Source organism: uncultured Algibacter sp., assembly GCF_905480415.1.
In the GTDB taxonomy this organism is placed as follows: domain Bacteria; phylum Bacteroidota; class Bacteroidia; order Flavobacteriales; family Flavobacteriaceae; genus Algibacter_B.
The window spans coordinates 1-7,180 of sequence record NZ_CAJQQI010000138.1; the positions used below are offsets into that span (position 1 = coordinate 1).

Below are 7,180 nucleotides of genomic sequence, written 5' to 3' on the forward strand. Positions count from 1 at the left end.
TTTAATAATATACATTTACTTTTGATGCCTTAAAACCAAGGTATTGAATTCAAATATTTACAAAGCTCATATTGCGCTTCTGGGCGCTAATTTAATATACGGTGCAAACTACATTATAGCCAAAGGCATTATGCCTGGAAAAATTAACCCAAATGCTTTTGTTTTTATTCGATTAGCGTGCTGTGTTGTACTATTTTGGAGTATTAAATTTTTATTTGTCAAAGAAAAAGTAGAGCGTAAAGACTTCTTGAGGTTAGCACTTTGTGGGTTAATTGGCGCAGCAGCTAATATGTTGTTTTTTTTTCATGGTATTAATTTAACATCACCAATTGATGCCTCTATAATTATGACGGCTACACCTGTTATTGTTCTAATTTTTAGTTTTCTCATTCTTAAAGAACGCATTACCAAAAATAAACTCATAGGCATTTTTATTGGAGGCGTTGGCGCTTTGATTCTTATTCTTTATGGCAATACTGCCTCTGGAACAAGTTCTTTATTGGGTAATTTATTTGTGCTTTTTAATGCCACGTGTTATGGTCTTTATCTCGTTATTGTAAAAACATTAATGAAAAAATATAATGCTATAACCGTTATTAGCTGGATGTTTTTATTTGGATTACTCTTTATTTTCCCATTTACACTAAATGATTTTACTAATACAAATTTTGATACCTTTACCATAAATACATATTTGGTTATTGGCTACGTTGTTATTTTTACAACCTTTTTTGCTTACTTATTTAATGTATATGCACTTAATTACGTAACACCATCTGTAACGAGTAGTTATATATATTTACAACCTGTAATTAGCTTTATAATGGTGAGCTTATATGCTTATATTTTGATGAAAGATAAATATGCACATGATATTAATCTCGTAAAGATTTTAAGCTGTTTATTGGTTGTTATAGGTGTTTATATAATTAGCAAAACGCCAAAGAAATTAGCTTAAACACAACAATGTTGATATGTTTTAGTTAATATAATGTTTTGAAGAGATTCCCGGTCTTATAGGATTGACAATTTGAAATGAAATCAAAAGACCCTTGGCCTTTTGGAGTTTTGTTAAAATACTTTATTATTTTTACGTCTTAATCCAATTACTGCATGAGCTCATCATTTGAAAAACATCAAAAGCGTAAACTTATTTCTTCCTACTTTTCAGTAGTGTTAAGTATTGCTTTAGTTTTGTTTTTATTGGGACTATTGGGCATGCTTATTTTAAATGCAAAAAAAGTTTCTGATCATTTTAAAGAGCAAGTTGTGGTAACAATCTTCTTAAAAGACACAGCCAAAGACGTTGAAACCAAACAACTTGAAAAAAGCTTAGCTATGGCAGATTATGTAAAATCTACCGAATACGTTTCAAAAGAACAAGCTGCCGAATTTATGAAAGTTGAAAATGGTGAAGATTTTATGGATTTTGTAGGATACAATCCATTGCAAAACTCCATTGATGTTTACTTAAAAGCAGATTTTGTAACCTCAGAGCATCTTGAAAAAATTTCTACGGAAGCAAAAAGCAAAAACTTTGTGGAAGAAGTGACTTATGATAACGACTTGGTAAACCTGATGAACGATAACGTTAAGAAGATTAGTTTTTGGGTACTCATCATAAGTGCCATTTTCACTTTAATTGCTGTTTTATTAATTAATAGCTCCATACGATTAGCTGTTTATTCTAAACGATTCACTATAAAAACTATGCAAATGGTGGGAGCTACTAAACAGTTTATTCGTCGCCCCTTTGTCTGGAAAAGTGTTCGTTTAGGGATGATAGGTGCCGTTATTGCATTAATAGGAATGGCGATTGTATTGTATTATCTAAATATAACATTTACTGAATTAGAATTACTAAGTAACCCCGTTCTGGTAATTTCATTATTTATTTTAATTTTTGCTTTAGGTATTATAATCACTTGGATAAGTACACATTTTGCCACACAACGTTTCTTGAATTTAAAAACAGATGACCTGTATTATTAGTTTTTATATACATTAAAGAATCAATTTTCAACAAATGCGTTAATTTGCACTAAGATTTTTACATAGTTATGGGAGAGAAAAAACGAAAAGAAGCATCAAAACCAGTTTTTGTATTTGGTAAAAAGAATTACAAATTCATGTTTATTGGTTTAGCCATTATAGCACTAGGTTTTATTTTAATGTCTGGTGGCGGTAGTGACGACCCTAATGTTTTTAATCCTGAAATTTTTAGCTGGAGACGTATAAGACTAGCACCAACATTAATATTGATTGGATTTGGTATTCAAATTTATGCTATTCTTTTAAATCCAGACAAAAAGTAATTTCAAATTTAAATTTCGTTTCATTTTTAAACTACTCAATTTTAATACTTTTGCGACATGGAAATTATTGATGCAATTATTTTAGGTGTTATTCAAGGCTTAACTGAGTTTTTACCAGTTTCTTCAAGTGGGCATTTAGAATTAGGCAAGGCTATTCTTGGTGATAATTCTGTGCCAGAAGAAAGTTTATTGTTTACTGTGGTCCTTCATTTTGCAACTGCACTAAGTACTATTGTTGTATTCAGAAAAGATATTCTAGGTCTAATAAAAGGAGCTTTAAAATTAAAATGGAACGACGATTTGAAATTCATTTCTAAAATAGCCCTTTCCATGATTCCTGCAGCGGTTATAGGCTTTACTTACGAATCACAATTTGCTGAACTATTTGGCGGAAATATTAAACTTGTCGGCTTTATGCTGATTATTACAGCCCTACTTCTATATTTAGCAGACAAGGCCAAAAGTACCAATAAAAATGTATCCTTTAAAAATGCGATAGTAATAGGTGTTGCCCAAGCTATTGCTATGTTACCCGGAATATCTCGTTCGGGAGCTACCATTTCAACTTCAGTTTTATTAGGCAATGATAAAACTAAAGCGGCACGTTTTTCTTTTTTAATGGTGGTTCCTCTAATTTTTGGTAAAATAGTTAAAGACATATTAAGTGGAGATTTAACTTATGATAGCGGAAACTTCACATCTCTTTCTATTGGTTTTGTAGCTGCTTTTATTTCTGGGTTATTTGCTTGTACTTGGATGATAGCTTTAGTCAAAAAAAGTAAACTAACTTACTTCGCTATTTACTGTGTTGTTGTGGGTATGAGTGCTATTATTTTTTCAATGTTCAACTAACAGATGAAAACTTCAGAAGATTATCTTTCCGGACAAGTTTTACTGATTGACAAACCCCTTAATTGGACGTCTTTTCAAGTAGTTAATAAATTGCGTTGGGAAATTCGTCAAGCCTTGAGTATAAAAAAAATAAAGGTTGGTCATGCAGGCACCTTAGACCCCTTAGCAACAGGCTTATTAGTTATTTGCACAGGTAAAATGACTAAGCAAATTGACACCTTTCAAGGACAAATAAAAGAATATACTGGCACTCTTGTTTTAGGAAGTACAACGCCCTCTTTTGATTTGGAAACTGAAATTAATGAAACCTTTCCAACAGACCATATCTCAGAAGATTTAATTTATAAAACTACCAACCAGTTTGTTGGTGAGATTCAGCAATTTCCTCCAGTATTTTCAGCTTTAAAAAAAGATGGTAAACGATTATATGAATTTGCAAGAGCAGGTGAGCATGTTGATATTCCATCAAGAGCAGTAAGTATTTCAGAATTTGAAATCACTAAAATAGACAAGCTAAATCTTGATTTCAGAGTAGTTTGTAGCAAAGGGACTTACATTCGTTCGTTAGCGAACGATTTTGGAAAAGCTTTAAACTCCGGGGGACATTTATCTGCTCTAAGAAGAACAAAAATTGGAGATTTTGATGTTACAAGCGCAACTTCAATTGAAAATTTTATTAAAAACTTAAGTTCGGAATGATTGTTGGTACCTTATTTGTTTCAAAAAACTAACTACTATGAAGCCAACTTTAATCACATTCGTTTTACTTTTTTTCTCCTCAATATCTTCTTTTTCACAAATTAAACCAGAAAAAACAAATGGTTTGTTTTATAAAATTTCTTTAGCTACGACATTAACTGCAAATGAAGAAAACACACTTTTTGCAGATGATGATGAACCCTTCTTTAATTTCAGTGCCCTTTTTATAAATAACACTTTAGGTTATCAATTTGATAAACACACGTCTATTGCTGCTAACTTAGAATATAATTGGCACTCTCAACAAGGATTTCACTTTGCTCCTGCCTATTTAAGTTTACACCATAATATTATTGCAGATGATACTAATTTTTTTGTCAGAGGTGGATACGGAACTTTGCTAGGAATAAGTAAAGATTTTGAAAAAGGCAATATGTATAAATTTGGTTTAGGCGTTCAAGTATTTGATAATAATTACAGGAATTCCTTCTTAATTGGAATTGATTTCACAAGAAAACGATTTGGTTATAAAACATCAGAAGGTCTATCGAGCGTTTCTATTTTTCTAGAATTCATGATTTTTTAATCTTTTTAACGTATTTTTCCGTACATATTAATACGATTTCCCATTTAAAAAAAACGTATTGAGTCTCAATGATCAACATAAAGCCCTACTTATTACTCTTCTAATTTCTGGAAGTGTAGTACTCTCTGTTTTTAATTTAAGCCTTAAAAAACAGAGCGAGTCTATGTCTGAAAGTTATTATGAAATTGAACCAGAAGAGGAGCTCACTCAAGAAGAGCTTAAGGTTCTTGAAGCTTTAGATAAACTAAATAACACTAAGGCCGAAACCAATAAAGCTTTTAATGAAGCTGAACAAAATGAACACTTTGCTCAAGCCTTTAAAACTATAGCGCCACCTGAAGATTATGTTCCAAAATCTAATAGCACTTCAGAAAACCAAGCAGCAGCAAGAAAAACTTATGATATCCCTGAAGATTCGAGATTAAATCAAGAAGAATTATCAAAGTTTAGTAAAGTAAATGATTTGCTAAAAAAACAACAATCTGATGGTAAGAACTCTAAAAGTTCTATCCGGTTTTCATTAGCGAACAGAAAAAAGGTTCATATCCCAATTCCCGTATATTTATGCGAAATTGATGGGAAAATAGTTATAAACATTACCGTTAACCCTAGAGGCAATGTCATTGATACTTATGTAAACACCTCTTCAACATCAAACAACGAGTGTTTAATTGAGCATGCCATAGATTATGCTAAACAATCGCAATTTAGTGCTGACGCTTCAAAAGCAACCCAATTAGGCTCTATAACTTTCTATTTTATTGGCAAATAGGTTCTAATTGACTAAGTATTTCAATAACATCTTTAATTATATTTTGACCTTTGTCTCCATTATACCAATGTTGTAAATCTTCTTTAAATTCTGGTGTTAAACTCCCATTTTTAGCTACAAACCTATTTACATAACTAGAGGCTTCACTTGGTCTTGGTCCATAAGTGCTTAAAACCGCTCCGGTTTCATCATCAATCATAATAACTTTAGGTATCGCTCTTCCTCCTTTAGTTAAAAACATATCCATAAGTTCTAAATTTTCATCACGTAACACCAGTTTAACATCAATGTTAGGATTTAATTCCGCCATTTTATTTAGTGCAGGTATAACATGAGCAGCATCACCACACCAACTCTCTGTAATAATCAACAACGTCATTTTTTGATTAAATTCTGAGATTTTTTGTTGCGTTTCTTTAGAAATTTTTATGGTTTTATCCCACCGTCTCATGCGCCTATCATTAAGCTTTGTATAATTTGCTAAAGCTTCTGTTTTTTCTATTCCTGTATTAGAATGCTCATCAGCTAATTGTTCTACTAATTCTCTATAGTCTCGATAAGAGATACCACCATTAATACTTTCTTTTATAATAGGATGCATAATATTTATTTTTTAGAACAAAATCCTCTGGGACAAATTTAATACCTCAAGGTTTTAATTAAGATGATTTTTGTCATACTTTTACTTTAAACCTTACAGATACCAATAATAGACTTTATTTAATAATTCTAGATAGAAAATGAAAAAGCATAAATGTAGTTGGTGTGAAGGCGACGCTCTTTATGAAGCTTATCACGATAATGAATGGGGAGCTCCTGTTTATGATGATGCCACTTTATTTGAATTTTTAATTCTAGAAACTTTTCAAGCTGGTTTAAGCTGGATTACCGTATTGCGGAAACGAGAAAATTTCAGAAAAGCATTTGATAATTTCGATTATAAAAAAATAGCCAATTACAATCAAGATAAAATTGACGAATTACTACTAGATTCTGGCATTATTCGTAACAAATTAAAAATAAAGGCCACCATTACTAACGCCCAATCTTTTATAAAAATTCAAGTAGAATTTGGAAGTTTTAGTAAATATATTTGGGATTTTGTTGATGGAAAGCCTATCAAAAATAAACACATGAGTATGCAAGATGTTCCTTCTACAACAGTTATTAGTGATGTTTTAAGTAAAGACTTAAAAAAACGAGGCTTTAAGTTTGTAGGTCCAACCGTTGTTTATGCACATATGCAAGCTACGGGCATGGTGAATGACCATGTGACGGATTGTTTTAGGTATGAGGAAGTTTAATTTAACTTAAAAAAACTCTAATTAATTTTTGTTTTCAATACCCGATTTTGTTTTTCAGCCTCTAAGTCTTTAGCCCTGCCAATACCAAGGCCAATTAACATACCTATAGCAAGACCCATCGATGTGCCTGATGACCCAAAACTTGTTCCGAAAGCAACTCCAAAACACATGCCCAAACTCATTCCTATAGCTGTATAATAGCCTTCTGAAATTAAAGAGAACGCCTCTTTTAAATATTCTTTAAAAGCATTAAGTTTTTTACTAAAATATTTTCTTTTGTTTTCAGGATACGATCTTAATTTCAATATTTTAAGTTCATTCTCTATTGATAACAATTGATCTTCCGTTAAATCTCTACTTTTTAAATTTAATAAAATGGTTATAAAGTTTCTGTAAATCTTTATTTCTCGTCTTTTGTCAGTTTCTCCTAATAATTTTTCGAAAAAATCTGATGCTTGAATAATGTTCATAATATTAATCTTTATTTAATTAGTGTTCGAAATCAAAAAATATTACACAATTCAAAAGAAATATTTTTTTTACACATTCAAAACTACCCTCTTAAATCTTCCATATCGGTAATAAGCTCATCTAGTTTCTTTATAATACGACCATAAACTATATTTAAATCCCATTTATAAATCCGTCCTCC

At 31.1% G+C, this 7,180-nt stretch carries 10 protein-coding genes; 8 read left to right on the forward strand and 2 right to left on the reverse strand.

What is annotated here, in order from left to right; all coding sequences use genetic code 11:
• Positions 1-43 precede the first annotated feature (43 nt).
• The 7 genes from QZ260_RS09355 to QZ260_RS09385 all read left to right on the forward strand — a co-directional run bounded on the left by QZ260_RS09355 (position 44) and on the right by QZ260_RS09385 (position 5,224).
• Positions 44-958: a DMT family transporter gene (locus QZ260_RS09355; RefSeq protein ID WP_295985408.1), complete on the forward strand. Its 915-nt coding sequence runs from the start codon at positions 44-46 to the stop codon at positions 956-958.
• A 155-nt stretch (positions 959-1,113) separates the two neighbouring features.
• Positions 1,114-1,992, forward strand: coding sequence for a permease-like cell division protein FtsX (locus QZ260_RS09360; RefSeq protein ID WP_295985410.1), 879 nt, complete (start codon positions 1,114-1,116; stop codon positions 1,990-1,992).
• 68 nt (positions 1,993-2,060) lie between these two features.
• A complete protein-coding gene (locus QZ260_RS09365) occupies positions 2,061-2,315 on the forward strand; it encodes a DUF3098 domain-containing protein (RefSeq protein WP_295985413.1) in 255 nt (84 codons plus the stop codon).
• 57 nt (positions 2,316-2,372) lie between these two features.
• A complete protein-coding gene (locus QZ260_RS09370) occupies positions 2,373-3,167 on the forward strand; it encodes an undecaprenyl-diphosphate phosphatase (protein WP_295985416.1) in 795 nt (264 codons plus the stop codon).
• A gap of 3 nt (positions 3,168-3,170) precedes the next feature.
• On the forward strand, positions 3,171-3,866 hold the full coding sequence (truB, locus tag QZ260_RS09375) for a tRNA pseudouridine(55) synthase TruB (protein WP_295985419.1): 696 nt from the start codon (positions 3,171-3,173) through the stop codon (positions 3,864-3,866).
• Positions 3,867-3,903: 37 nt separating this feature from the next.
• Entirely contained in the window at positions 3,904-4,452 is a 549-nt protein-coding gene (locus QZ260_RS09380) for a hypothetical protein (RefSeq protein ID WP_295985421.1), read from the forward strand.
• 58 nt (positions 4,453-4,510) lie between these two features.
• On the forward strand, positions 4,511-5,224 hold the full coding sequence (locus QZ260_RS09385) for a hypothetical protein (RefSeq protein WP_295985423.1): 714 nt from the start codon (positions 4,511-4,513) through the stop codon (positions 5,222-5,224).
• On the opposite strand, the gene QZ260_RS09390 is transcribed toward QZ260_RS09385, so the two are convergent.
• Entirely contained in the window at positions 5,211-5,825 is a 615-nt protein-coding gene (locus QZ260_RS09390) for a thioredoxin family protein (protein WP_295985425.1), read from the reverse strand. The two genes, QZ260_RS09385 and QZ260_RS09390, sit on opposite strands and share 14 nt — an antisense overlap.
• Before the next feature lie 139 nt (positions 5,826-5,964).
• Here QZ260_RS09390 and QZ260_RS09395 point away from each other — a divergent pair, with 139 nt between their 5' ends.
• Complete coding sequence (locus QZ260_RS09395; RefSeq protein WP_295985429.1) at positions 5,965-6,528, forward strand: DNA-3-methyladenine glycosylase I; 564 nt, start codon at positions 5,965-5,967, stop codon at positions 6,526-6,528.
• Positions 6,529-6,545: 17 nt separating this feature from the next.
• Here the strand turns inward: QZ260_RS09395 and QZ260_RS09400 are convergent, their stop codons facing one another.
• The gene (locus QZ260_RS09400; RefSeq protein ID WP_295985430.1) at positions 6,546-6,998 is read right to left on the reverse strand and encodes a hypothetical protein; all 453 of its coding nucleotides are present in this window, start codon (positions 6,996-6,998) and stop codon (positions 6,546-6,548) included.
• Positions 6,999-7,180 lie beyond the last annotated feature (182 nt).

What these genes read in the sequence shown, in the direction of transcription:
- QZ260_RS09360 (WP_295985410.1), top strand. Translation starts at nt 1,114, where the DNA reads ATGAGCTCATCATTTGAAAAACATCAAAAGCGTAAACTTATTTCTTCC.
- QZ260_RS09365 (WP_295985413.1), top strand. Translation starts at nt 2,061, where the DNA reads ATGGGAGAGAAAAAACGAAAAGAAGCATCAAAACCAGTTTTTGTATTT.
- QZ260_RS09370 (WP_295985416.1), top strand. Translation starts at nt 2,373, where the DNA reads ATGGAAATTATTGATGCAATTATTTTAGGTGTTATTCAAGGCTTAACT.
- truB (WP_295985419.1), top strand. Translation starts at nt 3,171, where the DNA reads ATGAAAACTTCAGAAGATTATCTTTCCGGACAAGTTTTACTGATTGAC.
- QZ260_RS09380 (WP_295985421.1), top strand. Translation starts at nt 3,904, where the DNA reads ATGAAGCCAACTTTAATCACATTCGTTTTACTTTTTTTCTCCTCAATA.
- QZ260_RS09390 (WP_295985425.1), bottom strand. Translation starts at nt 5,825, where the DNA reads ATGCATCCTATTATAAAAGAAAGTATTAATGGTGGTATCTCTTATCGA.
- QZ260_RS09395 (WP_295985429.1), top strand. Translation starts at nt 5,965, where the DNA reads ATGAAAAAGCATAAATGTAGTTGGTGTGAAGGCGACGCTCTTTATGAA.
- QZ260_RS09400 (WP_295985430.1), bottom strand. Translation starts at nt 6,998, where the DNA reads ATGAACATTATTCAAGCATCAGATTTTTTCGAAAAATTATTAGGAGAA.